General features: G+C 58.2%; 23 protein-coding genes and 1 other RNA gene. 12 read left to right on the plus strand and 12 right to left on the minus strand.

Going from position 1 to position 26487, the window contains the following annotated elements; all coding sequences use genetic code 11:
- Positions 1-25 precede the first annotated feature (25 nt).
- The 5 genes from carA to grpE form a co-directional block, all read right to left on the minus strand.
- Positions 26-1162 carry a glutamine-hydrolyzing carbamoyl-phosphate synthase small subunit gene (gene carA / locus ACYZTL_RS11810; protein WP_461951934.1) on the minus strand — a complete coding sequence of 379 codons (1137 nt, stop codon included), beginning with the start codon at positions 1160-1162 and terminating at the stop codon, positions 26-28.
- 259 nt (positions 1163-1421) lie between these two features.
- Positions 1422-2228, minus strand: a complete 807-nt coding sequence (gene dapB / locus ACYZTL_RS11815) for a 4-hydroxy-tetrahydrodipicolinate reductase (RefSeq protein ID WP_461951935.1) — start codon at positions 2226-2228, stop codon at positions 1422-1424.
- A 9-nt stretch (positions 2229-2237) separates the two neighbouring features.
- Positions 2238-3362: a molecular chaperone DnaJ gene (gene dnaJ, locus ACYZTL_RS11820; RefSeq protein WP_461951936.1), complete on the minus strand. Its 1125-nt coding sequence runs from the start codon at positions 3360-3362 to the stop codon at positions 2238-2240.
- Positions 3363-3659: 297 nt separating this feature from the next.
- Positions 3660-5576 carry a molecular chaperone DnaK gene (gene dnaK / locus ACYZTL_RS11825; protein WP_461951937.1) on the minus strand — a complete coding sequence of 639 codons (1917 nt, stop codon included), beginning with the start codon at positions 5574-5576 and terminating at the stop codon, positions 3660-3662.
- A 102-nt stretch (positions 5577-5678) separates the two neighbouring features.
- Positions 5679-6245: a nucleotide exchange factor GrpE gene (gene grpE / locus ACYZTL_RS11830; RefSeq protein ID WP_461951938.1), complete on the minus strand. Its 567-nt coding sequence runs from the start codon at positions 6243-6245 to the stop codon at positions 5679-5681.
- A gap of 241 nt (positions 6246-6486) precedes the next feature.
- Here grpE and recN point away from each other — a divergent pair, with 241 nt between their 5' ends.
- Positions 6487-8160: a DNA repair protein RecN gene (gene recN, locus ACYZTL_RS11835; RefSeq protein WP_461951939.1), complete on the plus strand. Its 1674-nt coding sequence runs from the start codon at positions 6487-6489 to the stop codon at positions 8158-8160.
- 75 nt (positions 8161-8235) lie between these two features.
- On the opposite strand, the gene fur is transcribed toward recN, so the two are convergent.
- Positions 8236-8640 carry a ferric iron uptake transcriptional regulator gene (gene fur, locus ACYZTL_RS11840; RefSeq protein WP_461951940.1) on the minus strand — a complete coding sequence of 135 codons (405 nt, stop codon included), beginning with the start codon at positions 8638-8640 and terminating at the stop codon, positions 8236-8238.
- A 97-nt stretch (positions 8641-8737) separates the two neighbouring features.
- Here fur and ACYZTL_RS11845 point away from each other — a divergent pair, with 97 nt between their 5' ends.
- Positions 8738-9265 (plus strand): outer membrane protein assembly factor BamE, encoded by a 528-nt coding sequence (locus tag ACYZTL_RS11845; protein WP_461951941.1) that lies wholly within the window; start codon positions 8738-8740, stop codon positions 9263-9265.
- A gap of 60 nt (positions 9266-9325) precedes the next feature.
- On the opposite strand, the gene ACYZTL_RS11850 is transcribed toward ACYZTL_RS11845, so the two are convergent.
- From ACYZTL_RS11850 to ACYZTL_RS11860, 3 genes are read right to left on the minus strand one after another with little or no spacing between them, the layout of a single operon-like run.
- Entirely contained in the window at positions 9326-9640 is a 315-nt protein-coding gene (locus ACYZTL_RS11850; RefSeq protein ID WP_461951942.1) for an RnfH family protein, read from the minus strand.
- Positions 9633-10067 carry a type II toxin-antitoxin system RatA family toxin gene (locus tag ACYZTL_RS11855; RefSeq protein ID WP_461951943.1) on the minus strand — a complete coding sequence of 145 codons (435 nt, stop codon included), beginning with the start codon at positions 10065-10067 and terminating at the stop codon, positions 9633-9635. Before ACYZTL_RS11855 ends, ACYZTL_RS11850 begins: the two co-directional genes overlap by 8 nt.
- 7 nt (positions 10068-10074) lie before the next feature.
- Positions 10075-11478: a sodium-dependent transporter gene (locus ACYZTL_RS11860; protein ID WP_461951944.1), complete on the minus strand. Its 1404-nt coding sequence runs from the start codon at positions 11476-11478 to the stop codon at positions 10075-10077.
- Between the two features lie 118 nt (positions 11479-11596).
- Here ACYZTL_RS11860 and smpB point away from each other — a divergent pair, with 118 nt between their 5' ends.
- Positions 11597-12079, plus strand: coding sequence for an SsrA-binding protein SmpB (gene smpB / locus ACYZTL_RS11865; RefSeq protein WP_018929470.1), 483 nt, complete (start codon positions 11597-11599; stop codon positions 12077-12079).
- A 121-nt stretch (positions 12080-12200) separates the two neighbouring features.
- Here the strand turns inward: smpB and ACYZTL_RS11870 are convergent, their stop codons facing one another.
- Entirely contained in the window at positions 12201-12968 is a 768-nt protein-coding gene (locus tag ACYZTL_RS11870; protein ID WP_150639738.1) for a GntR family transcriptional regulator, read from the minus strand.
- 262 nt (positions 12969-13230) lie between these two features.
- Here ACYZTL_RS11870 and ACYZTL_RS11875 point away from each other — a divergent pair, with 262 nt between their 5' ends.
- From ACYZTL_RS11875 to ACYZTL_RS11915, 9 genes are all read left to right on the plus strand, one after another.
- Positions 13231-14925 carry a lactate permease LctP family transporter gene (locus tag ACYZTL_RS11875; RefSeq protein WP_461951945.1) on the plus strand — a complete coding sequence of 565 codons (1695 nt, stop codon included), beginning with the start codon at positions 13231-13233 and terminating at the stop codon, positions 14923-14925.
- Between the two features lie 147 nt (positions 14926-15072).
- A complete protein-coding gene (locus ACYZTL_RS11880; protein WP_461951946.1) occupies positions 15073-15897 on the plus strand; it encodes a (Fe-S)-binding protein in 825 nt (274 codons plus the stop codon).
- A complete protein-coding gene (locus ACYZTL_RS11885) occupies positions 15894-17348 on the plus strand; it encodes a LutB/LldF family L-lactate oxidation iron-sulfur protein (protein ID WP_461951947.1) in 1455 nt (484 codons plus the stop codon). The genes ACYZTL_RS11880 and ACYZTL_RS11885 overlap by 4 nt, the downstream gene beginning before the upstream one ends.
- Positions 17348-18019 (plus strand): LutC/YkgG family protein, encoded by a 672-nt coding sequence (locus tag ACYZTL_RS11890; protein WP_461951948.1) that lies wholly within the window; start codon positions 17348-17350, stop codon positions 18017-18019. Before ACYZTL_RS11885 ends, ACYZTL_RS11890 begins: the two co-directional genes overlap by 1 nt.
- Entirely contained in the window at positions 18016-20835 is a 2820-nt protein-coding gene (locus ACYZTL_RS11895) for an FAD-binding and (Fe-S)-binding domain-containing protein (protein ID WP_461951949.1), read from the plus strand. The genes ACYZTL_RS11890 and ACYZTL_RS11895 overlap by 4 nt, the downstream gene beginning before the upstream one ends.
- 120 nt (positions 20836-20955) lie before the next feature.
- Entirely contained in the window at positions 20956-21228 is a 273-nt protein-coding gene (locus tag ACYZTL_RS11900; protein WP_461951950.1) for a hypothetical protein, read from the plus strand.
- 601 nt (positions 21229-21829) lie between these two features.
- Complete coding sequence (locus ACYZTL_RS11905; RefSeq protein ID WP_461951951.1) at positions 21830-22108, plus strand: hypothetical protein; 279 nt, start codon at positions 21830-21832, stop codon at positions 22106-22108.
- 95 nt (positions 22109-22203) lie between these two features.
- Positions 22204-22601: a transfer-messenger RNA gene (ssrA, locus tag ACYZTL_RS11910) on the plus strand.
- 386 nt (positions 22602-22987) lie between these two features.
- Positions 22988-24394 carry a DUF2252 domain-containing protein gene (locus ACYZTL_RS11915; protein ID WP_461951952.1) on the plus strand — a complete coding sequence of 469 codons (1407 nt, stop codon included), beginning with the start codon at positions 22988-22990 and terminating at the stop codon, positions 24392-24394.
- Positions 24395-24525: 131 nt separating this feature from the next.
- Here ACYZTL_RS11915 and ACYZTL_RS11920 read toward each other — a convergent pair whose 3' ends face one another.
- Entirely contained in the window at positions 24526-25341 is an 816-nt protein-coding gene (locus ACYZTL_RS11920; RefSeq protein WP_461954295.1) for a phosphatase PAP2 family protein, read from the minus strand.
- 8 nt (positions 25342-25349) lie between these two features.
- Entirely contained in the window at positions 25350-26021 is a 672-nt protein-coding gene (pmrG, locus tag ACYZTL_RS11925; protein WP_461951953.1) for a lipopolysaccharide core heptose(II)-phosphate phosphatase PmrG, read from the minus strand.
- Between the last annotated feature and the right edge of the window lie 466 nt (positions 26022-26487).

A 26487-nucleotide genomic window follows, 5' to 3' on the forward strand; every position in this document is an offset into this window, starting at 1 on the left:
AGCTTTGCTGCATCAAGGCGAGCGATCAGCGTCGCTTGGCCATTTCGTTGATGAAGCGATCGAACAGTGGCGCTACGTCGTTCGGGCCAGGGCTGGCTTCCGGGTGACCCTGGAAGCTGAAGGCGCTCTTGTCGGTACGCTCGATGCCTTGCAGGGTGCCGTCGAACAGCGATTTGTGAATCGCCCGAACGTTGGCCGGCAAGGTCGCTTCGTCCACCGCAAAACCGTGGTTCTGGCTGGTGATCATCACCACACCGCTGTCCAGATCCTGGACCGGGTGGTTGGCACCGTGGTGGCCGTGGCCCATTTTCAGGGTCTTGGCGCCGGAGGCCAGGGCCAGCAGCTGGTGACCGAGGCAGATGCCGAATACCGGAATCTCGGTTTCCAGCACATCCTTGATCGCCTGGATCGCGTAATCGCAAGGCTCCGGGTCGCCAGGACCGTTGGACAGGAACACGCCGTCCGGCTTCATCGCCAGCACGTCAGCAGCAGGCGTTTGAGCCGGCACCACGGTCACGCGGCAACCGCGCTCGACCAGCATGCGCAGGATGTTCAGCTTGACGCCGTAGTCGTAGGCAACCACGTGGTACGGCAGCTCGGAGGCTGAGAGGGTCGCGTGGCTGTCGGTTTTCAAATCCCAGACAGTCGAGCGCCATTCGTAGGTTTCTTTGGTGCTGACGACTTTCGCCAGGTCCATGCCTTTGAGGCCAGGGAAACCTTGAGCAGCAGCGATGGCCGCTGCTTCGGAAATGTTGTCACCGGCCATGATGCAGCCGTTCTGCGCGCCTTTTTCACGCAGGATGCGCGTGAGGCGGCGGGTGTCGATACCGGCGATGGCCACAACGTTGTTGGCCTTCAGATAGTCGGACAGGGACATCGTGTTACGCCAGTTGCTCGCAACCAGTGGCAGGTCACGGATGACCAGACCAGCGGACCAGACGCGGTCGGACTCGGCGTCTTCCGGCGTGGTGCCGGTGTTGCCGATGTGCGGGTAAGTCAGGGTAACGATCTGTTGGGCGTAGGAAGGATCGGTAAGGATTTCCTGATAGCCGGTCATTGCGGTGTTAAACACCACCTCACCAACGGTTTGACCGTCGGCTCCAATGGCTTCGCCGCGAAAAATGCTGCCATCAGCAAGGGCGAGTATGGCTGGCTTAGTCAAGAAGACCTCCCGTAAATAAAGCCTGAAAGGGCGATCGCAGGTTGTAAAAAAGCGGAGTGACGTATGGACACGTCACCCCGCTTCTTCACTGAATTATTCTGCGCGCTTTTAGTGGACACACTAAAGCTGTAGCTTACAGAAAAAGGCATTTTTGGTCTACCGCCAATGAGCCCTAAAGGCTGGAGAATGCGACAGGACGTCGCTTGGCGTAATAAAACCGGATCCCATCGCTGGGTTGGAACCCGGTTTCGGCTGCATCTTAACGCAGGTCGAGCACGTCTTGCATGTCATAGAGGCCAGGCTCGCGACCGTCCAGCCACAACGCCGCACGCACTGCGCCCTTGGCGAAAGTCATGCGACTGGACGCTTTATGCGTGATCTCCAGGCGCTCGCCCTCACAGGCAAACAACACCGTGTGATCACCGACTACATCACCGCCGCGCACAGTGGCAAAACCAATCGTTTCACGCTCACGCGCGCCAGTATGACCTTCGCGCCCGTAGACCGCGACCTTCTGCAGATCACGATCCAGCGCACCAGCAATCACTTCACCCATACGCAGGGCAGTACCCGAAGGCGCATCGATCTTGTGCCGGTGATGAGCCTCGATGATTTCGATATCCGCATCATCACCCAACACACGAGCAGCCATGTCGAGCAGCTTCAGCGACAGGTTCACGCCGACACTGAAATTGGCCGCGAACACGATGGGAATGTCCTTGCCCGCCTCGACCAGCAACTGCTTCTGCGCAGCATCCAGCCCTGTCGTGCCGATCACCATGGCCTTGCCTGCCTTACGGCAGAACGCCAGGTTTTTCAGCATGACTTCCGGCAACGTGAAGTCGATCAACACATCGAATTCTTCAGCCACCGCTTCCACATGACTGGACAGCGGCACGCCGATACGCCCTAACGAGACCAGCTCACCGGCATCCACGCCGATCAGCGTGCTGCCGGGGCGCACGATGGCTGCTGTCAGGCCGGTCAGCGGTGCCCGCTGCTGCACTGCTTCGACCAGGATTTTGCCCATGCGGCCAGCAGCACCCATCACAGCTATACGTCGCATGCTCACTCCTTACAGATCGCCGAAGAAGCGCTTTACGCCTTCGAACCAACCAGTGGTTTTCGGCGAATGGCTGTTGTCGTCCGCCAGCGAGCTGCGGAATTCTTCCAGCAATTCGCGCTGACGGCGACCCAGATTGACCGGGGTTTCGACCGCCACACGGCACATCAAGTCACCGGCACCGCCGCCACGAACTGGCGCAACGCCTTTGCCGCGCACACGGAATTGTTTGCCGGTCTGAGTCCCTTCAGGGATTTTCAGTTTGACACGACCATCAAGGGTCGGAATCTCCAGCTCGCCACCCAGCGCAGCATCGACGAAGCTGATCGGCACTTCGCAGAACAGATGCTTGCCGTCGCGCTGGAAGATCGCGTGCTCGCGCACATTGATCACCACGTACAGGTCGCCAGTAGGCCCACCCTGAGCACCCGCCTCGCCTTCGCCGGACAGACGAATGCGGTCACCGGTGTCGACACCTGCCGGTACTTTCACGGAAAGGGTTTTGTACTCTTCAACGCGACCGTCACCGTTACAGGAGGTGCACGGATCGGAAATGATCTTGCCCTGGCCATGGCAGCGCGGGCAGGTCTGCTGCACCGAGAAGAAACCTTGCTGCATGCGGACCTGACCGATACCGCCACACGTCGTGCAGGTGATCGGCGAGGAGCCTTTCCTGGCACCCAAGCCATCGCACGGCTTGCAGTTGACCAGGGTCGGAACGCGGATATTCACGGTCGTGCCGCGCACCGCTTCTTCCAGGTTCAGCTCCAGAGTGTAACGCAAGTCACTGCCGCGCTGGGCGCCGCCACGAGCACCGCCGCGACCGCCACCGAAGAAGTCACTGAAGACATCACCAAAGATGTCGGAGAAGTTCTGACCGCCAAACCCGGCGCCGCCGCCACCCATGCTTGGATCGACGCCGGCATGACCATACTGGTCGTACGCCGCGCGCTTGCTGGAATCGGACAGTACTTCGTAGGCCTCGTTGGCCTCCTTGAACATCTCTTCCGACGCTTTGTCATCGGGATTACGGTCCGGGTGGTGCTTCATCGCCAGGCGACGGTAGGCCTTTTTCAGGTCCGCTTCGCTTGTGCCACGCTCGACACCCAATACTTCGTAATAGTCACGCTTTGCCATAAGTCTTTGCACTCTTAAGGACGTTCGGCAAACCTCTCCTGAGCCTCGCCAAACTCGTTGAGCCCCAATACAGGCCCGGACCCAACTCACGTCAATTCAACGATCCTGGTCTTTGATTCATTGCGGTACTTTCGGCTCGAAAAGCAGGAGCATCTTCGGCCATACCACCAGCACCCGAACGTTGTCGCATGCTGTAAAAATTCGCGTACTCCAGACACGCCAACGCGGGAGCAGGCTCCCGCGCGGCGACATCCTACCAGTCACCGCCTCAAGGCAGTCAACCGGGCGACCAACAACTTACTTGTGGTCTTTGACTTCTTCGAACTCGGCATCGACAACGTCGTCAGCCTTTTCAGCTTTTTCGGCGTGCGGTGCCGCGGCTTCAGCAGGCTGGGCCTGTTCGGCGTACATCTTCTGCGCCACTGGAGCGGAGACTTTCGACAGCTCTTCAACTTTGGCTTCGATTGCAGCTTTGTCGTCGCCTTTAACAGCGGCTTCCAGAGCAACAACAGCAGCTTCGATTGCAGTCTTCTCTTCAGCAGTCACTTTATCGCCTGCTTCCGCGACCATTTTGCGAGTCGAGTGAACCAGTGCATCGCCCTGGTTGCGGGCAGTAGCCAGCTCTTCGAACTTGCGGTCCTCCTCGGAATTCGCTTCAGCATCGCGAATCATTTTCTCGATCTCTTCATCGGACAAACCGGAGTTAGCCTTGATCACGATCGACTGAGCCTTGCCGGTAGCCTTGTCTTTGGCGCCTACGTGCAGGATGCCGTTGGCATCGATGTCGAAGGTCACTTCAATTTGTGGCACACCGCGTGGCGCTGGTGGAATCTCGGCCAGGTCGAACTTGCCCAACGACTTGTTCTGAGCCGCTTGCTTACGCTCGCCTTGCAGCACGTGAATGGTCACGGCGCCCTGGTTGTCGTCGGCAGTCGAGAACACTTGCGATTTCTTGGTAGGAATCGTGGTGTTTTTCTCGATCAGCGCGGTCATCACGCCACCCATGGTTTCGATACCCAGGGTCAGCGGGCTGACGTCGAGCAGCAGAACGTCTTTCACGTCACCGGCCAATACGGCGCCCTGGATAGCAGCACCCATGGCAACAGCTTCGTCCGGGTTCACGTCTTTACGTGCTTCTTTACCGAAGAACTCGGTCACCAGCTTCTGAACCAGTGGCATACGGGTCTGGCCGCCGACCAGGATCACGTCGTTGATGGCGCCAACGTCGATACCGGAGTCTTTCAGAGCGATGCGGCAAGGTTCGATGGTGCGTTGAACCAGGTCTTCTACCAGCGCTTCAAGCTTGGCGCGGGAGATTTTCACGTTCAAGTGCTTAGGACCGGTGGCGTCTGCAGTGATGTACGGCAGGTTCACGTCGGTCGACATGCTCGAAGACAGTTCGATCTTGGCTTTTTCAGCAGCTTCTTTCAGGCGCTGCATGGCCAGCGGGTCACCTTTGAGGTTCATGCCGCTTTCTTTCTTGAATTCGTCGACGAGGTAGTCGATCAGACGAATGTCAAAGTCTTCACCGCCCAGGAACGTGTCACCGTTGGTGGCCAATACTTCGAACTGGTGCTCGCCATCGACTTCAGCGATTTCGATCACGGAAACGTCGAAAGTACCGCCGCCCAGGTCGTAAACGATCACAGTGTGATCGCCCTTGGCTTTGTCCATACCGTAAGCCAGAGCGGCTGCGGTTGGTTCGTTGATGATACGTTTTACGTCCAGGCCCGCGATGCGGCCGGCGTCTTTGGTCGCCTGGCGCTGGCTGTCGTTGAAGTAGGCTGGAACGGTGATCACAGCTTCAGTCACAGGCTCGCCGAGGTAGTCTTCGGCGGTCTTCTTCATTTTCTTCAGAATTTCAGCCGAGATTTGTGGCGGCGACATTTTCTGGCCGTTCACTTCTACCCACGCGTCGCCATTGTCAGCCTTGGCGATTTTGTAAGGGACCATCTTGATGTCTTTCTGTACGACTTCTTCGTCGAACTTACGACCGATCAGACGCTTCACCGCGTACAGGGTGTTGTGCGGATTGGTCACAGCCTGACGCTTGGCGGACTGCCCAACCAGGATTTCGCCATCGTTGGCGTAAGCGATGATCGACGGCGTGGTACGCGCGCCTTCGGCGTTTTCGATTACTTTGGCTACGCCGTTTTCAAGCACGGAGACGCAGGAGTTGGTAGTCCCCAGGTCGATACCGATAATTTTGCCCATGTTCACTCTCCCGAAACTTTGGATTTGGTTGCCGCAGCAGTGGTGGCTAACTGCGGTAGCACTTAAACGCTTGACTTCTAAATGGGGGCCTTGCGGCTAATTTCAAGCCTGCTCGTCAATAGAAGGCGAAACTGGCGCAGGGGCCTTGCTGACCACGACCATGGCCGGGCGCAGCAGACGACCGTTGAGCTCATAGCCCTTCTGGAACACCTTGAGCACGCTGTTCGGCTCGACGTCGGCGCTTTCCTGCATGGCCATTGCCTGATGTTTAACGGCATTGAATGGATGGCCTTCCGGGTCGATGACTTCCAGCTGATAACGCTTCAGGGTGTCCTGGAACATTTTCAGGGTCAGCTCGATGCCTTCGCGCATTGGGCGGATGCTTTCGTCGTCCGGGTTGGACAACTCCAGACCACGCTCCAGGCTGTCGATGACCGGCAGCAAATCGCCAGCAAATTTTTCCAGGGCGAATTTGTGTGCTTTTTCTACATCCTGCTCGGCGCGGCGGCGGACGTTCTGCAGATCAGCTGCTACACGCAAGGCCTGATCCTGGGCGCCAGCCAGTTGCTCTTCGAGCACTTGTACACGAGCCGCCAGGTCATTACCCGAATCCTGGGCAGCCTGATCGGCGTCTAGATTTTGCGTATCCACTGTCTGTTCGTCAGCCATAGATTTCTCCTTTCAATTTCATCCGCGAGCTCAACTCGCGCTTCTGTCCCGGTATATGGGGCCGCAAAAATGAGCTTCAAGGGGCTTGTTATGATTAACCCTACAAAAAACAGCTGCATTGTCATTCCTCGACGCGCTAACGATTTCGTCGGATCAAGCAAATCGAGCTAAACGAGGGCATTGTCAGGCGCAAATAAAACACTGTATAAATAACCAGACCTAAAGCCTGGGAGCGGCCTTTATGCTGGTGCACCTGTCCGTACACAACTACGCCATCGTTGAACATCTCGATCTCGAACTCGATCGCGGGATGAGCGTGATCACAGGGGAAACCGGCGCCGGCAAGTCGATCATGCTCGACGCCCTCGGCCTGACCCTCGGCGATCGCGCCGACAGTGGCGTCGTCCGCCCCGGCGCCGACAAGGCCGACATCCTGGCCACCTTCGACCTGATCGACATTCCGGAAGCCAGCACCTGGTTGGCCGAACGCGACCTCGAAAGTGATGGCCCATGCATCCTTCGCCGGGTGATAACCGCCGAAGGACGCTCGCGCGGCTATATCAACGGCACGCCCTGCCCGCTCGGTGACCTCAAGGCCCTGGGCGAACTGCTGATCGATATCCACAGCCAGCATGAGCACCAGTCGCTACTCAAGACCGACACTCACCGCCGCCTGCTCGACGAATACGCTGGCGCCACGGACCTTGCACGCCAGGTGCAATTAGCCGCCCAACGCTGGCGCCAGACCCGCCAGGAGCTGGAGCGCCTCTCCAACTCCGGCGATGAGCAACGCGCTCGCCATCAACTGCTCAGCTATCAGCTCGAAGAACTGGAAAACCTCGGCCTCGGTGAAAACGAACTGGAACAGCTGGAACAGGAACACAAGAACCTGACCAACGCCGAAACCCTGCTGGGCATCTGCCGGCAAGTGGTCGAACAATGCAGCGAGAGTGATTCCGGCAATGTACTGAATGCCCTGACCGCCAGCCTCAATCGCCTGTCTAGCGTAAACAACTCGATCGGAGCGCTGGGGGAGGCCAGCAGTTTGCTGACCAGTGCACAAATCCAGGTAGAAGAAGCCGTGGGCGAGCTGAATCGCTTCCTCGATAACTTCGATGCCGACCCGGCGCGCCTGCAATATCTGGAAGAACGCCTCGATGCGATCTACACCATGGCGCGCAAGCACCGCATCCAGCCCACCGAGGTGGCCGAGATGCAGCAGCGCTTGCTGGATGAAATCGAAACCTTGAATGCCAATGATGAATCCATTGAGCGGCTGAGTGATGAGCTGGCCTCTTATGCCCGCCATTATCAGGAGAAGGCTCGGGAACTGAGCGATCTGCGCCATCAGGCGTCCACTAGTCTGGCCAGCGCCGTGGAGCAGGAAATCCAGCGACTGGGTATGCCCGGCGGTCGTTTCACCATCGAATTGCGCCCCAATGGCAGCGATGAATTACTTCCCAACGGGCAGGAACAAGTCGAGTTACTGGTGAGCGCCAACCCGGGCCAACCATTGAAAGCCCTGGCCAAAGTAGCCTCGGGTGGTGAGCTGTCGCGGATCAGCCTCGCGATTCAGGTGATCACCGCGCAGACTTCACGCGTTCCGACACTGGTGTTCGACGAAGTGGACGTGGGTATCGGCGGACCGACTGCAGAGATTGTCGGTCAGCTGCTGCGTCGCCTCGGTGAACGCGGACAGGTGCTGACGGTGACTCACTTGCCGCAAGTGGCGGCGCAGGGTCATCAGCATCTATTTGTACACAAGGTCCGTGGCGAGGATGCGACCCATACGGCCGTGTCCAAGCTGAGCAAGAACGATCGTGTCGAAGAGGTTGCACGGATGCTGGGGGGCATCGACCTGACCAAGGAATCCCTGGCTCACGCGAAAAAAATGGTCGTTACCGCAAAAATTTAGGAACGGCAGAAAGCACGAAGGCGACCCTGGGGTCGCCTTCGCTCGTTTCGCGAACCTGAAGTTCGCGCGACATGCTTACTTTTTCTTGCGCACGTACAGTACAAGGTTGTGATCAACCATCTCAAAGCCATATTTGTCGACAATGGCTTTCTGCAGACGCTCGATTTCTTCGTCGAAGAATTCGATCACTTCACTGGTCTCGACGTTGACCATATGGTCGTGATGCTTGCCGTCGTCCAGCTCGAAGACCGCATGGCCTCCGTCGAAGTTGTGCCGCACCACAAGGCCAGCTGCCTCGAACTGAGTCAGTACACGGTAAACCGTGGCCAGACCGACGTCCTCACCAGCCTCCATCAGCGCCTTGTAAACATCCTCGGCACTCATGTGGCGTTGCTGGGCGGAATCGAGCATTTGCAGAATCTTGACCCGTGGGAGGGTCACTTTGAGGCCGGCTTTGCGTAGTTCGCTATTTTCAACCATGGTCAGCTTTCTCGCGATGCTGCTTCGCAGCTTCTCTTAATGCGGGTATGATCGGCGTTTACGTTGTCCCAGCCAAGATAGTGGAAGTCGCCCACCGATGCAAAACACCAAGCTCTTGCTAACCAGTTTCACCTTTGTGGGACTGCTCGCACTCGCCGGTTGTTCATTCCCCGGGGTTTACAAAATCGACATCCAGCAGGGCAATGTCGTCACGCAGGACATGATAGACCAGTTACGCCCGGGAATGACCCGTCGGCAAGTACGGTTTATCATGGGCAACCCTCTGCTGACCGACACGTTCCATGCCGATCGCTGGGATTATCTGTACAGCCTGCAACCGGGTGGCGGTGAACGCCAACAGGAACGCATTAGCGTTATCTTCAACCCAAATGATCAACTTGTCAGCCTCTCTGGTGATTTCATGCCAGGCGTGAGCCGGGACGAAGCCATTCTCGGCAAGGATAGTGGCACTAACGTGACCGCACCTGCTGAAAACGCCGAGAAGCCGAAGCCGGAAAAACCGGTGAAGCCAGGCTCGTTGCTGGATCAGATCCAGAAGGATGTCGACGGTGTAGAAACCGTTCCGGTCCCATCGCCAGAACCGCTGGAAACCTCGCCGCAATAATTTGCGACGCAATAAAAAACCCGGCATGTCCGGGTTTTTTATTGTCTGGCGTTTGGTTCATTACTGATTCCGCGCTTTGGCTTCGGCAGCCTTGGCGGCGCGAAGCCGGCGAACCTCTTTCGGATCAGCCAGCAGCGGCCGATAAATCTCGATGCGATCCCCCGCCTGAACCTGACGAGTGTCCGGATCCGCGACCACTTTGCCGAATATCCCCACGGGACAATTAGCCAGATCCAGCTCTGGAAACTCCTCGGCCACCCTCGACTTCAGCAAAGCCATCCGCACTGTCGTGCCTGCGGGCACTGTTTCACAGAGAAGCACCTGACGATCCACGGCGGCATACACCACCTCAACCTCGATCACGGCCTCAACCATGCATCTGTTTGGCGCGCTGGCAGAACGCATCCATCAACGTATTGGCCGCCTGATTGAACAGCGGCCCCAGGGTCGCGCGAACAATCGGCCCGGCGTAATCGAACGAAAGGTCCAGGCTGATCTTGCAGGCCTTGTCGGTCAATGCCTTGAACACCCAGATGCCATGCAACTGAGTGAACGGGCCTTCCTCGAGGTTCATCTCGATCGATTGCCCCGGAACCAGCGTGTTGCGCGTCACGAAATGCTGACTAAGCCCCCCCTTGGCCACGCCGACGCTCGCGCGCATTTGCTCGGGAGAGCATTCCAGGACTTCGGCCGACGAGCACCACGGCAGAAACTCCGGGTAACGCGCCACGTCATTGACCAGGTCATACAGCGCTTGCGCCGGATACGGCAGCAGAGCCGAACGTTGAATGTGTGTCGTCATGTCAGCGTCACTTCCAAAGCTGGGCGGCAAACACTACGAGAATGCCGATGGGCGCCACATAGCGCATCAAAAACAGGGACAGATTGAACAGCATGGGGCTGCGGATCGACAACTCGTCGCGCACCGCTTCACGCCCCATTACCCAGCCTGCAAACACCACGAAACACAAACCACCGAGTGGCAGCATGATCCGCGAGGTGAAGAAATCGATTACACCAAAGAAATCCAGGCCGCTGGCCGCACCCCATTGATAGAGATGGAACATCCCGCCTTCGTTCACGAAAAATTTGGCTTCCCTCCAGATATTGAAGGAAAACACCGTGCCCAGACCAACGAACCAGCAACTGAACGCCAGCCAGAACGTCACCCAGGCGCGACTGACTTTAGTACGTTCAACCAGGTAAGCCACCATCGGCTCCAGCAACGAAATCGCCGAACTCCAGGCCGCAATTGCTACCAGCACGAAGAACACTACGCCCATCAACTGGCCGAACGCTACGTTACCAAAGGCAAATGGCAGGCTGACAAACATCAGGCCAGGGCCTTCACTCGGGTTCAGGCCTGCGGCGAACACAATCGGAAACAATGCCAGGCCGGCCACAAGAGAAACAAAGGTATCGAGCAAGGCGACACCGACGACAGTGCCGGAAATCGACGAGTCCTTCGGCATGTAAGCGCCGTAGATCATGATCGAACCCACGCCCACGCTCAGGGAGAAGAACGCATGCCCCATCGCGGGCAGCAAGCCATCGAGGACTTTTTCCGGGTGGAAATCGAACATGAAATGCACACCCGCCATGAAATGGCCGGTGGTCATGCTGTAGCCCAGCAGCACCAGAATCATTACGAAGAGCAACGGCATCATGATGCGCAGGCTGCGTTCAAGCCCGGCGACGACGCCTTTGGCGATCACAATGGCGGACAGCAGCATAAAAATCGTGTGCCAAAGTGTCAGGCGCCATGGATCGGCGATCACCTTGCCAAAGTACGCGCCGACCTGATCAGGCGTTACACCCTGGAAATCGCCGCGCCCCATGTCGATGATGTAATCCAGCGACCAGCCGCCGACGACGCTATAAAAAGAGAGGATCAACAAGGCCGTGATCATCCCGGCGAAGGCACCCCAGGACCACTTGCCCGAATGCCCCGCCTCCAGCGCCAGCACCTTCAACGCGTTGGCCGGACTTTGCCGGGCGCGCCGGCCGATCAGCGTTTCCGCCAGCATGACCGGCACGCCGATCAGTGCGATACAGGCCAGGAACATCAACACAAACGCACCGCCGCCGTAGACCCCGACCATGTACGGGAACTTCCAGATGCTACCCAGGCCCACGGCCGAACCGGTCGCGGCGAGTATGAAGACCCAGCGGCTAGCCCAACTGCCGTGGACAGAAACCTTGTCTGTCGACATCGTTACCACGTCCAAGCATTGAAAAAAGAGGGCGCATTGTCCGGGATTCAATCAACCTGCTCAAGCACGCTGCGTCACCGTAGCCGACTCGCTTGCAACTCCCTATAATGCCGCCCCTATGGCTAAACAGAAGAAACACCCAACAGGGACCATCGCGCAAAATAAAAAGGCGCGACACGATTACTTCATCGAACATCGGTTCGAGGCTGGTCTGGTCCTGGCCGGCTGGGAAGTAAAAAGTCTGCGGGCAAGCAAGCTGCAACTGGTTGACAGTTATGTACTGCTCAAGGATGGCGAAGCCTGGCTGCTCGGCAGCCACATTACGCCCCTGACGACCGCCAGCACCCACGTCATCGCTGATCCGACGCGCACCCGAAAATTGCTGCTCAACCGCCGCGAGCTGGAAAAGCTGGCCGCCGCTGTGCAGCAAAAGGGTTACGCGTGCGTGTGCCTGTCCTGGTACTGGAGCAAGCACATGGTCAAGTGCGAGATCGCGCTGGGCAAGGGTAAGAAGGAATACGACAAGCGTGATACCGAACGCGAACGCGACGCCGGTCGCGAGTTGCAGCGTGCGGTGCGCAACAAGGGCAAGGAAGACTAATCTTTCTGCCTGAACGTTGTGGCGCTAGCGAAAAGATCGCAGCCTTCGGCAGCTCCTACACCGGGATTCGCGTTTCCCTGTAGGAGCTGCCGAAGGCTGCGATCTTTTGCTTTTTTTGAATTCACATCCCCTTGCGCCGCTCCGCCCGGGCCATTCGCTGCACTTCCTGACGCACCTCTTCCAGCACTTCCTGCACATACAAAATGTGTCGACTGGAGACTTCTCGCGCCTGTTCCGCCCGTCCTTCGATAATCGCCATGTACAACTCCCGGTGCTGCGTGATCAGCATGTCGCGGGTTTCAGTGCGCTGTTTGTACATTCCACCGATGTTGGTCACCACGTTGCGCTTGAGCAGATCGAACAGCCCGCGAATGGTGTGCAGCAACACCGCGTTGTGACTGGCTTCGGCGATGGCCAGGTGAAATTTCGCATCCGCCGCGCCCTCTTCCGCCCGGCTCACTTCATCGTGACGCGTGTAGCAATCCTGCAATTCATTAAAGGCCGCAGTCAGTCGCTCGCGATCGACATCTGTGGCGCGCAGTGCCGCGTAATAGGCGCAGGACGCTTCCAGGGTGTGGCGAAACTCCAGCAGATCACGCTGGGCCTCGGGGTTGCTTTCCAGCAGATGAAGAAGCGGATCACTGAAGGTCGTGCCCAGTGATTCCACCACGTAATTTCCGCCACCCTGGCGACTGACCAGCAAGCCCTTGGCCGCCAGTTTCTGGATCGCTTCGCGCAACGAAGGGCGTGACACGCCGAACTGCTCGGCCAGCGCGCGTTCTGCCGGCAAGCGTTCACCCGCCTTCAGCGTGCCCTCGAGGATCATCCCCTCGAGCTGCTCGACAATATCGTCAGACAAACGGCGCTGACGAATTTGATCAAACCCCATAACTCAAATCTCCACGATCCCGACGGCTCGCCGGGCTCTCTATTCTGGCCTATCGACGCTGTGCCAGCACCTACCAGACGGCATTTGTTCGAGCGCATCACTCGGAAGCCACAGCGCTTGTTCGACAAAAGTTTTAGGGCGGCAAATTGACACACCGCCTACAAGGCTTTTACCCTAGCGAACAGCGATTGTAAATTGGTATTACCAATTATCCAAGAACGCTGAACAGTGCCTGACCAACAACAATTAGGGGCCACCCCATATGCAAACCTGGCAACAGCTCTATACCCCGCTCGGCAGCCTCGGCCTTTCCGCGCTCGCCGCCGTAATTCCCATCGTGTTTTTCTTTCTGGCGCTGGCCGTGTTCCGACTCAAAGGGCACGTGGCTGGCAGCATCACACTGGCCTTGTCCATTGCGGTCGCCATCTTCGCCTTCCAGATGCCGGTCGATATGGCATTCGCCGCCGCCGGGTATGGTTTCGCTTACGGCCTGTGGCCGATTGCGTGGATCATCGTGGCCGCTGTGTTCCTCTACAAACTGACGGTCAAGAGTGGTCAGTTCGAGGTGATTCGCAGCTCCGTCCTGTCGATCACCGACGACCAGCGTTTGCAGGTGCTGCTGATCGGCTTCTGCTTCGGCGCATTCCTTGAAGGTGCAGCCGGTTTCGGCGCTCCGGTAGCGATTACCGCCGCACTGCTTGTAGGACTGGGCTTCAATCCGCTGTACGCCGCCGGCCTGTGCCTGATCGCCAACACTGCACCGGTGGCGTTCGGCGCCTTGGGAATTCCGATCATCGTCGCCGGGCAAGTGACCGGTATTGATGCGTTCAAGATCGGCGCCATGACCGGCCGCCAACTGCCGTTGCTGTCGCTGTTCGTGCCGTTCTGGCTGGTGTTCATGATGGACGGCCTGCGCGGTGTGCGGGAAACCTGGCCGGCAGCGCTGGTGGCCGGTTTGAGCTTTGCCGTCACCCAATACTTCACCTCGAACTTCATCGGCCCGGAACTGCCGGACATCACCTCGGCCCTGGCCAGCCTGATCTCCCTGACGCTGTTCCTGAAAGTCTGGCAGCCAAAACGCGCTGCGGGTCAACACATCGTCGGCGCTGTCTCGGCTTCGGTGGTGACCGCCAGCGCCGGCGGTTTCGGCCAGCCGCGCACAACCGTGGCTTCGCCTTACAGCCTCGGTGAAATTTTCAAAGCCTGGTCGCCGTTTCTGATCCTTACCGTTCTGGTCACCATCTGGACTCTGAAACCGTTCAAGGCGATGTTTGCCGCTGGCGGTTCGATGTACAGCTGGGTGTTCAACTTCGCCATTCCGCACCTGGACCAGATGGTGATCAAGGTCGCCCCGATCGTGACGGCTCCGACGGCGATTCCGGCTGTATTCAAACTCGACCCGATTTCCGCGACCGGCACGGCGATTTTCTTCTCCGCGCTGATTTCGATGCTGGTACTGAAGATCAACATCAGAACTGGTCTTACCACTTTTAGAGAGACCTTCTACGAGCTGCGCTGGCCGATTCTGTCCATTGGCATGGTGCTGGCGTTTGCCTTCGTCACCAACTACTCGGGCATGTCGTCGACCATGGCCCTGGTACTGGCAGGCACCGGCGCAGCGTTCCCGTTCTTCTCGCCGTTCCTCGGCTGGCTGGGCGTGTTCCTGACCGGTTCCGATACCTCGTCCAACGCACTGTTCAGCTCGTTGCAAGCGACCACCGCGCACCAGATCGGCGTCAACGACACCTTGCTGGTCGCGGCGAACACCAGCGGCGGCGTGACCGGCAAGATGATCTCGCCACAATCGATCGCTGTGGCCTGCGCCGCGACCGGTCTGGTGGGCAAGGAGTCGGATCTGTTTCGTTTCACCCTGAAGCACAGCCTGTTCTTCGCAACCATCGTCGGCCTGATCACATTGGCTCAGGCTTACTGGTTCACCGGCATGCTGGTGCACTAAGTACTACAAGACAGACAGCAAAAACCGACGCCGGACCACGATTCCGGCGTCAGCTATCCACAACCCGGTCTGTAAGGCTGCTGAAAGAATCACTCTCTATATTTCAGCAGCCTCAGCGGACGGATAACCGGCCGAGAGACACGCCTGATGAGCGAGCTTTTTTACAATGCCGTGCCGAACGCGACCCGCGTCGCCCCGCCACTGCCCGAGCCTCGGCAATATCCCAGCGAAAAACCGCCACGGGTCTACCTGTTCGGAACCTGCGTGGTGGATTTGTTCTACCCGGAAGCCGGGATGGACGCGATTCACCTGCTGGAACGCGAAGGCATTCGTGTCGAGTACCCGCAGGGGCAAAGCTGCTGCGGGCAACCGGCCTACACCTCCGGTTACACCGACCAGGCCCGGACCGTGGCACGCTCGCAACTGGCGCTGTTCGCTGGGGATTATCCGGTGGTGGTGCCGTCGGGATCGTGTGCCGGCATGCTGCGCGAACACTACGCCGACTTGTTCAAGGACGAGCCGGAAACACTGAAACAGGTTCAGGCGCTGGCAGCCCGGACCTATGAGTTGGCCGAGTTTCTGTTGTTCGTCTGCAAGGTGCAGCTCAAGGACAGCGGCGAACCGGTAAAAGTGGCGTTGCACACCTCGTGCTCGGCACGTCGCGAGATGAACACCCACCTGCACGGTCGCGAGTTGTTGGCGCAGTTGGGTAATGTGGAACGTGTCGACCACAGCCATGAAAGCGAATGCTGTGGCTTCGGTGGGACTTTCAGCGTCCGTATGCCAGACATTTCCGGCGCGATGGTGGCGGACAAGACCCGGTCGTTGAAGGAATCCGGCGCGCACCAGGTAATCAGTGCCGACTGCGGTTGCTTGATGAACATCAATGGCTCGCTGGAGAAACAGAAGGAAGCGTTGCGCGGTCAGCATCTGGCCAGTTTCCTCTGGCAGCGAACCCGAGGTGGCCAATGAACGCTTCCGCGATTATTCCTACGGTTGCCGTAGAAGAAGATTTCCGCACCCGCGCCCATAAGGCGTTGGGTGACAAGCAACTGCGAAACAACTTTCGCACTGCGATGGATTCACTGATGACAAAACGGGCAACGTCCTTCAGCGATGCCCATGAAAGAGAACATTTGCGAGTGCTGGGCAACGCTGTCCGCGCCCGTGCGTTATCGAAGTTGCCCGACCTGCTCGAGCAACTTGAACAGAACCTGACCCGCAACGGTGTGACAGTGCACTGGGCGGAAACGGTGGACGAGGCCAATGGCATCGTCCTCTCGATCATCCGCGCTCACGAGGGGCGGCAAGTGATCAAGGGCAAATCGATGGTCAGCGAAGAGATGGAGATGAATCACTTCCTCGCTGAACAGGGCATTGAATGCCTGGAATCGGACATGGGCGAGTACATCGTCCAGCTCGACCACGAGAAGCCTTCACACATTATTATGCCGGCGATCCACAAGAATGCCGGTCAGGTCGCGTCCTTGTTCCACGACAAACTTGGCGTGGAGTACACCAAGGACGTTGACCAACTCATTCAGATCGGTCGCAAAGTCTTGCGACAGAAGTTCTTCGAAGCGGACATCGGCGTCTCCGGCGTCAACTTCGCCGTGGCCGAAACCGGCACCCTGCTGCTGGTGGAAAACGAAGGTAACGGCCGCATGACCACCACGGTGCCGCCGGTGCACATCGCCGTCACCGGCATCGAAAAAGTCGTGGAAAACCTGCGCGACGTGGTGCCGCTGTTGTCGCTGCTGACCCGCTCGGCCCTTGGCCAGCCGATCACCACCTACGTCAACATGATCTCTGGCCCGCGCAAGGCGCACGAGCTCGACGGCCCTCAGGAAGTGCATCTGGTGCTGCTGGACAACGGTCGCAGCCAGGCCTTTGCCGACAGCGAATTGCGCCAGACTCTGAACTGCATCCGCTGCGGCGCCTGTATGAATCATTGCCCGGTCTACACTCGAATCGGCGGTCACGCCTATGGGGAGGTTTACCCCGGGCCTATCGGAAAAATCATCACTCCGCACATGGTCGGTCTGGCGAATGTTCCGGACCATCCGAGTGCGTCGTCGCTGTGCGGTGCCTGCGGCGAAGTCTGCCCGGTAAAAATTCCTATCCCGGCATTGTTGCGCCGCCTACGGGAAGAGAACGTCAAAGCCCCGGACAGCCCGCATCAAGTCATGCGCGGCCAGGGCAGCAAGTATTCGCGCAAGGAGCGTTTTATCTGGAATGCCTGGGCCAGACTCAACAGCTCGCCGACGCTGTATCGTCTATTCGGCTTCTTCGCCACGCGACTGCGCGCCCTCGCACCGAGCAACGTGAGTCCATGGACGCAGAACCACAGCGCCCCGAAACCCGCTGCCCGCTCACTGCATGACATGGCCCGCGAACATCTGGCCAAACAGGGAGACCGCTGATGAGCGCCAAGCAAAATATCCTCGCCAAGTTGCGGAAAAGTCTGACCGGCACCACGCCCGTGCCTGACGAATTCGACGTCGATCTGGTGACAGCGCCGTACACCTACGCGCCCGAGCAACGCATTCCGCAACTGCGCAAACTGATGGAAGCGGTGCACACGGAAATCCATCTGACATCAGGCGACGGTTGGCCAGCGCTGCTGGCGCAATTACTGCGCGATCGCCAATTGCCAAGCCTGTTGATCGCGCCGACTACGCCTCACGGTCAACGTATCGTTCAGCACTGGGAGAAAAATTCTGGCCTGCCCACGCTTAAGTCCTACGACCGTCCGGTTGAAGAATGGAAAGCCGAGCTGTTCAACGACACCCCGGCCAGTCTGACCGGCACCTTCGGCGCAATCGCCGCGACAGGCAGTCTGATTCTCTGGCCGACGCGGGAAGAACCGCGCTTGATGAGCCTGGTGCCGCCGGTGCATTTCGCCCTGCTCAAGGCCAGTGAAATCCGCGACAACTTCTATCAGGTGCAGCAGGAATTCAACTGGGCGCAAGGCATGCCGACCAACGCGCTGCTGGTCTCCGGCCCGTCGAAGACCGCTGACATCGAGCAAGTCCTGGCCTACGGCGCTCACGGTCCAAAAGACCTGGTGGTTTTGATCCTGGAGGACCAATGAATCTACCGGCGGCTTTCCTGCGAGATGCACAACAACTGATCCCCCAAGAGCGACGTTTCGACGACCCTCTGTCGACATTGGCCTTCGGCACCGACGCCAGTTTCTACCGGTTGATTCCGAAACTGGTGATCCGCGTCGAATCCGAAGATGAAGTGGTGTCTCTGCTCAGACTGGCGCAACGGGATCAAGTCCCGGTGACCTTCCGCGCCGCCGGCACCAGCCTGTCCGGCCAGGCCATCAGCGATTCGGTGCTGATCGTGCTTGGGGATAACTGGAACGGTCGCGAGATCCGCGGTCAAGGCACGCAAATCCGCCTGCAACCGGGCGTGATAGGCGCACAGGCCAACGCCTGGCTGGCACCGTTCGGGCGCAAGATCGGTCCGGACCCGGCCTCGATCAACGCCTGCAAAATCGGTGGCATTGTCGCCAACAATGCCAGCGGCATGTGCTGCGGCACGGCACAAAACACCTATCACACGCTGGCCGGAATTCGCCTGGTGCTCGCCGACGGCAGCCGCCTCGATACCGAAGATGCGGCGAGTGTCGCGGCGTTTCGTGAGAGCCACGCAGCACTGCTTGAACGTCTGGCGACACTGGGCCGCGAGACCCGCGCCAATTCCGAATTAGCCGCAAAAATTCGCCACAAATATCGTCTGAAAAATACCACTGGCCTGTCACTCAACGCCCTGGTGGATTTCGATGAGCCTGTGGATATCTTGAGTCACTTGCTGGTAGGTTCCGAAGGCACCCTCGGGTTCATCAGCGCAGTGACTTACGACACCGTGATCGACCACCCGAACAAGGCGTCTGCGCTGATCGTGTTCCCGGATGTGGAAACCTGCTGCAACGCCGTCACCGTGCTGAAAAGCCAACCGGTGTCGGCCGTGGAACTGCTGGACCGCCGCAGTCTGCGCTCGGTGCAGGACAAGCCCGGCATGCCGGTTTTCGTACAGCATCTGTCGAACAATGCCTGCGCCCTGCTGATCGAATCCCGCGCCGCGTCGTCCACGTTGCTGCATGAGCAACTGGCGCAAATCATGGCGTCGCTGGCCTCATTCCCGGTGGAGAAACAAGTCGACTTCACCGAAGACCCGGTCGAAAACGCACGCCTCTGGGCCATTCGCAAGGACACCTTCCCCGCCGTCGGCGCGGTGCGTAAAACCGGCACCACCGTAATCATCGAAGACGTGACCTTCCCGGTGGAAAAACTGGCCATCGGCGTAAACCGTCTGATCGAGCTGTTCGACAAACATCACTACGACGAAGCGATTCTTTTCGGACACGCCCTGGAAGGCAATCTGCACTTCGTCTTCACCCAAGGCTTCAACCACCCGGAAGAAGTCGCACGCTATCAGGCGTTCATGGACGACGTCGCGCAACTGGTCGCCGTGGAATTCGGCGGTTCGCTGAAGGCAGAGCACGGCACCGGCCGCAACATGGCGCCCTTCGTCGAACTGGAATGGGGCAGCGATGCCTACCAGTTGATGTGGCAGCTCAAACGCCTGCTCGACCCCAACGGCATTCTCAATCCGGACGTGGTACTCAGCGATGATCCGCAGATCCACCTGAAGAATCTTAAACCGCTGCCGGCCGCCGACGAGATTGTGGATAAGTGCATCGAGTGCGGTTTTTGTGAACCGGTTTGCCCGTCAAAAGGCCTGACCCTGAGCCCGCGCCAGCGCATCGTGATCTGGCGGGACATTCAGGCGAAGAAACGTGCAGGCGTCGACACCACCGAACTGGAAGCCGCTTACGAATACCAAGGCATCGACACCTGCGCCGCCACTGGTTTGTGCGCCCAACGTTGCCCTGTAGGAATCAACACTGGCGAGCTGGTGAAAAAGCTCCGCAGCCGTAAGGCGACGCATACGAAAACTGCCAACTGGCTTGAAGGCAATTTCGCCACCGCACTGCAAGGTGCACGCTTCACCCTGCACGTGGCCAACGGTGCGCGGATGCTGCTGGGAGCGCCACGCCTGGCGAAACTTTCGGCGACGCTGACGAAGCTATCCAAAGGTCAGGTCCCGCAATGGACCAACGCCATGCCGCAGCCGGAAAAGGCCATTCGCTTCAGCCCGACCGTGACGGACGCGCGTCCGCGAGTGGTGTACCTGGCGGCCTGCGTCTCGCGGGTGATGGGGCCCGCAGCCGGTGATAAAGAGCAAATGTCGCTGTACGACAAAACCCGTGGTTTGCTGGAAAAAGCCGGTTACCAGGTAGTCTTTCCGGACAATCAGGACAATCTCTGCTGTGGTCAGCCGTTCGCCTCAAAGGGCTACGCCGAGCAGGCCGAACACAAACGCCAGGAACTGATTGGCGCGTTGCTGCACGCCAGCCGTGGCGGGCTCGATCCGATTTACTGCGACACCAGCCCCTGCACTCTGCGCCTGGTTCAGGACCTGGGTGATGCTCGACTGGACCTGTACGATCCGGTGCGCTTCATCCGTACGCATTTGATGGAACGTCTCGAATTCATGCCGCAGGAAGCGCCCATCGCGGTGCACGTTACGTGCAGCACTCAGCACCTGGGGGAAAGTCAGGCGCTGATCGATCTGGTGCGTAAATGCAGCAAAAACGTGGTCATTCCCGAAGGTATCCACTGCTGTGGATTTGCCGGCGACAAGGGCTTTACCACGCCGGAGCTGAACGCCCATTCGCTGCGCACGCTCAAGGATGCGGTGCAACAGTGCAGCGAGGGGATTTCGACCAGCCGCACCTGTGAGATCGGTCTGACGCAACATGGCGGAATTGACTACCACGGGCTGGTCTATCTGGTGGATCGAGTGACTCGGGCGAGGGCCCCTGAAGAAAAATAGAACCCTGACGCGCCGCCGCAGTCCACAGATTGAGCCCGGACATTGCCGGGCCTTAACCAAACTCGGCAGCCCGTCCTGATGGCCAGCAAATGCCTGGACCCTCAGTTCAAGGAGATACACATGAAACGTTCTGTACTGTTAGGTCTGTTCGTTACTGTCTCGCTGATGGCGTCCACCTCCTTTGCCGCCGAAGACCTCTGTGCGGTCAACTTGAAAACCATCGAAAATGCCAAGGCACAGACTCCTCCGGAGATGAGTGATCAGGTGATGGAAAGCGTCAAGAAAGCCCAAGCCGATCAGGCAAAAGGCACCAAGGAAGGGACTAATGATTGCATCGCCGAAACCGAACAAACTATCCAGCAAATCAAGAACGCGAACAAAGGCGCGAAGTAACCCGGCACAATGCCAACCTTCGGGTTGGCCTTTTGCTTCCCCCGGCGTCACCAAATATGAAGCGAACCAAAACCCGCCAAGTACGGGTTTTGCTGCATCTGTGGTTTGGTCATGTGTGAGCTGCCCGCGTCACTGAGTAAAAAGCTTGACACCATGCCCAAATCCGCGGAAGGCATGATGCCCGTAGTAGCGGTGCGGCGATCTGATTTGCCCGCGAAGAGGCCACCAGTAAAAAGGGGCAATCTTGCCTAATGCCGATCAGTTAAGCGAAAACTGACCCCTTGTAGGAGCAAGCTTGCTCGCGATGGACGCCAACGATAACGCGTATTCTCTGGATACACGCGTCGTCCTGAAGTCCATCGCGAGCAAGCTCGCTCCTACAAATTCGCTTAACTGACTGGCATTAGCAATCTTGCCCCTTTTTACTGCCATTGCTTCTATTAAAAAGTTTTTCCATAGCCATTTTTTTTGCAAAAACCGAATTCCTGCGCAGCGTCGTAGTCTTTTAAGTAGGCCTCATCAATCGTGGCTTATTTTCCGACCTCGGCCGAGCCGCACGCTCATACGGCAGCACCGAGAACATCAGTTCAAGGAGATATCCATGAAACGTACCGCACTCGCTGGTCTGTTCATTTCTGCTGCAATGTTGGCCTCTCCCGTATTTGCTGCGGACAACAACCTTTGTACGAGCAAGCTGCAAGAGCTCAAAAGCAAAGTGAATTCACTGCCGGCGAGCTCCGGCAACACCGCAATGGAGATCAAAAGACTGATGTCCAGCGCCGAAGCTTCCCAAGCTTCCGGGGACGACAAAAAATGCGTCACCGAGGCCACCCAGGCATCGGCACTCGCTGACAAACAGCGCAACGAACCCATCCCATAATCTGTGGTGGCCAACCTTCGGGTTGGCCTTCTGAGCCACGTTGGCGTACACTGCACAGGCTTGTTGCTCACTTTGATTCACAGAGCAACAGGCTCGGGGCCGTTTAGGATTCGACGCCGGTTGCGAAACTTTAGGTGCATGCCGAGTTGGTAACAGAACTCGTAAATCCACTGTTGCAACTACTTATAGTTGCCAATGACGAAAACTACGGCCAGGAATTCTCTATCGCTGCGTAAGCAGCCTTAGACCCTGAGCTTCTGGTACCTTCGGGTCCAGCAATCACTAGAGGATGTCTGTAAACTCGAAGTGATTGTCATATAGAACAGAATCGCCGTGCAGTACGTTGTGGACGAAGCGGCTAAAACTTACACAACTCGCCCAAAGCACCCTGCCCGTCGGGTCGCTGAGGGTTAACTTAATAGACACGGCTACGCATGTAGTACCGACAGCGGAGTACTGGCGGACGGGGGTTCAAATCCCCCCGGCTCCACCAAATACGAAGCAAGACAAAACCCGCCAAGTGCGGGTTTTGTTGCATCTGGGGGTTGGCATTGTGAAGGCGTGCGCATTCAACAATGAGTCGCCTGCCATCCCCCTTTCGCGGGCAAGCCTCGCTCCTTCAGATCCCTCAAACGACTTTCAACTCCACCTGCACATGCCCCCGCGTCATCCGCGAATAAGGGCAGATCTCATGCGCGGCCTCAGCCAACTCCCGCTTCACGCCCTCCTCCAATCCGGGCATGTTGACGTTGAGCCTGACCGCCAACTGAAAATCCCCACCACTGGTTTTGCCCAAATCCCCAAAATACGTATCCCACCGACTGAAATCTTGTCGCCCTTCTACACTCAATCCGCATAAGCCCCCAACGCCGAGCCCCCATGACCACCCTCAAAGACCGCTTGAAGCAAGGCAAGGACGCTCGCAAGAACTGCCCGCGCAATTCTCACGCGTCGATGAGCAAGACACACCGCGATCCACTGCCGCTGATCAAGGCGTCGAGCGAAGGCCGGATCAAGTCGTTGGTCGAGTTACGCTACGGTCGGATGCTGGTCTCGCCGTTCACCTTTTATCGCGGCAATGCTCTGTTGCACGCCCACGACCTGGCCGGCACTCCGGACATGGGCCTGGTGTCGTCGATCTGTGGTGATTGCCACTTGATGAACTTCGGCGGTTTTGCCACGCCCGAGCGCAATCTGCTGTTTAGCGTCAACGATTTCGACGAAGCCCACCCCGGCCCTTGGGAGTGGGATCTGAAACGACTGGTGGCGAGCTTTCTGGTTGCCGCGCGCGATCTACGGCATGGAGAAATCGTCGAAGAAACGGTCTGCCACGATGTGGTCGGCGCCTATCAACAGACCCTGCTCGAATGTGCCGAACAAAGCTCGCTGGAAACCTGGTACGAGTCCATCAGTTATGACGACCTGCGGCAGCAGGCGAGCAAGGCCACGTTGGAGCATGTGGAACGGGCCATCGAAAAAGCCGAGCGGCGCACCCATGCCGAACTGCTGCCGAAAATCAGTGAGCGTGACGCACAGGGTCGCCTGATCATTCGTGATGACCTGCCGGAAATCTTCCACCTGCACAACCACACCACGCTGCTGGATGCCGACGATGACTGGCTGCGTCTGTCGGACTGGTGGCCGCTTTACGACGCATTCATGCGCGATTATCCGGGCACGCTCCAAGCCGACCGCCGAGCACTTTTATCCCGTTTTCATGTCCAGGACATGGCGTTCAAAGTCGTCGGCGTGGGCAGTGTGGGCACCCGGTGCCTGGTGGCCCTGCTGACCGACGATCAGGGATTCCCGTTGTTCCTGCAATTCAAGGAAGCGCGACGCTCGGTGCTCGCCGATTACGTGAAGACCCAATCGCGGGTGCGGCATAACGGTCAACGCGTGGTCGATGGCCAACGACTGATGCAGTCAGCCAGCGACCTGTTTCTGGGCTGGACCACCGGCCCCAGCGGGCGCCACTTCTATGTGCGCCAGTTGCGCGACATGAAAGTCTCGGCCGAACTCGAGACCTTCGACGCGGAAGCGTTCGCCGCCTATGGACGGATCTGCGGCCGCGCCCTGGCCCGCGCCCATGCCAAGTCTTCGGGGCAAGCCGCGCAGATCAGTGGCTATATCGGCAAAAGCGAATCACTGGCCGATGCGCTGTTCAAGTACGCACAACGCTACACCGAACAGAACGAGCAGGACTTCGAACGATTTCAGCAGGCCTGCCGCAAAGGCCGGTTGCGCGCGCGTTCGGAAGCCGATTTTGCGGCGGATCATCTGCCGTAGTCGTACTGAAGACGGCCTTTCAGCCACATGAATTTTTCTTCACCCCAATGCGCCTCGCCAACCGGTACATTGCCCTCGCTCATTCAAGAAACTACGGTTTGCCCGCCCTCCCGCGGGCTTTTTTTTTGCCTTCAGGAAAGGCTGGTCGACTGTATTAAAACTACCGGTTCTTTGTGTTTTTGCAGAACCGGCAGGTCCAGGCGCGCTCGCCCGTAAAACGCCAGCGCAGTCAGCAAACACGCCAGCCACACGAAGATCCCGGCCCAAAAAGTGTGGGACATGTAGTGCCAGCCTTGCAGAACCCGTGTCGTGCCGTAGACGAAACCGAGGAGCAGCGAGCCATACATCAGCGCTTTCGAATAGCGCCAGCGATAGCGGCGCGCAACAAAGTACAGCGCAAGCATGGTGAACCCGCCCGACGCATGCCCGCCCGGCCAGCAGCGGCCATCGCCGGCTTCCTTGAACAGCTGGAAATTGTTGTACCACTCCATGTGGGCAATTTTCCCGCCGTAGAGGGTCGTTTCAATCGGGCAATACACGCTGGTGTGCGACTTGAGGAAGTGAATCACGCCGGTGCAAATGGCAAACGCGAACACCACAAACAGAAAATCCCGCCGATGGTCGCTAGCAAACCGCAGCACCGCAGCGACTTTGCACTGCTCCAGAAAACGGCTGAGACGCGGTCGCTTTTGCGGGTTGATGAGCGGCCAGACAAACGACAGCATCGCGCCGATCAACGCGATTTCAGCGGTCCAGTTCGGAATGATGCGTGCCCACTTGTGGGTGAGTTTTTCAAAGAAGTGCACCTGATCGAGCGGAAAGGTGCGGGTCACCGGATCAAAAAACAGATTGCTGAACGCGATGTCGATTCTGGTCATGTCGAACAACAGGAAAACCACGGCCGCGCAGGCCAGCGGAATGCCGAAGTTGAAGCAGTAAAAGCGCATGGACTTACTCATTGGGTGGTCACCGTGCGCCAGTCGGAAGCTTCGATGAAACCGAGCATTTTCGGCGCCTGTGGTGTTGCGGCGGAGATAAACAAAGACGCGCCATAACCGAGGGTGGCAGTCGGTAACTTGAGGTCTTTCTCAAGTTGCGACATGCATTCGCTGTGAGTCACCAGAATCAGATTGCGACCCGCCACTTTGTGCGCCAGGGCATCGCGCAGCATCGTGCCCTTGCAACTGATCAACCAGTCTTCATCGACGCCAACCTTGTTGAACATATAGCTGGCGGTCTGCGCGGTACGAATCATCGGGCTGTTGTAGATGTCAGCCTTGTCCAGCCCCAGCTGTTCGAACTGTGCACCGACACTCACCGCGACGCTGCGAGCGCGATCGGTAATGCCATCATTGCCACTCAGGCACGCGGCCTTGGAGTGATCGCAGCGCTCGACATGACGCACCAGCACAATCATGTCGCCCTTGGCCCAGCCGGTCAGCAACGCCTGGGCGCCGGCGACATTGCCGTGGGCCAGGTCTGGCACAGCAGCAGGCCGCAACAGCCAGACCGTCAGCGGAATCACCAGCAACACCGAGGCCAGCACCACCGCGGTATTTCGATAGCGGGCAAAACGGCTCAGATCAATCGAGCGCGTTATCCCGAACAGACTCAGTCTAAGTTCCACATCAGGCCGCCTCACCGGCATGCATCACTTGATTCAATGCCGAGAGGGTAGAGAGCCTGGCGTCGGCGAGTGGTGAAACCGATGTGAAAAAAAGCTTAAGGCGGACGCCGCTGCAGGAACGAGCTTGCTCGCGAAGGACTCAAGCGCGCCGCGTTTATTCAGACAACACGCGATATCGTTAACCTCCATCGCGAGCAAGCTCGCGCCTACAAAACGCCCGCAAAAACCTTGTTACACATCGCTCCGGCAAAATCCTTTCAGCTCTCGTGATGGCTGCCGATACAGTCCTGTTACACATCCTTGGCTACAAAAAAAACAATCTTCCAGCCAACCGACGACCCAAAGCGCAACGTTCCTGGAGGAATTTGATGAATAGCTGGTTCGGCAACATCAGCGTGAACATGAAACTGGGCCTGGGATTTGGCCTGGTCCTGGCACTGACCTGTGTCCTCGCCCTGACCGGCTG

Source organism: Pseudomonas sp. LB3P81 (genome assembly GCF_054897965.1).